Source organism: Cupriavidus sp. 8B (assembly GCF_054589115.1).
On sequence record NZ_BAAILO010000358.1, the window covers coordinates 1 to 321 of the forward strand.

General features: G+C 60.4%; 1 pseudogene. It reads right to left on the minus strand.

Annotation, left to right across the window (positions count from 1 at the left end):
- A pseudogene (locus tag ACYP5B_RS34195) lies at positions 1-224 on the minus strand (hypothetical protein); the annotation flags it as partial.
- Positions 225-321 lie beyond the last annotated feature (97 nt).

Below are 321 nucleotides of genomic sequence, written 5' to 3' on the forward strand. Positions count from 1 at the left end.
GCAGCAACGCTCGTTGCATCGAGATCCGTGCCGTGTGAGAGCAGTCCGGCGTACAGCGAAATGAGTTCATGCGCGTCCCGCGCCTTGCGCGCAAGCAGTACTTCGCTGATGGCCGTGCGGGCATCTATCTCCATGATCATATCGGCAAACTGTACGGTGCCAATCTCCTTGAACATCAGATCGCGAGTGCGTTTTGGCACGCCATCAGTAGGCAAGGCCTCAAGCGCCAACGGGCGGAACTTCCGTGCGACTATCGATAGCGCTGCAGTGACGGGCAAAGCCGCGCACGAAGCAAAGCCGCCTGGCCCACTCCGCGGGTTG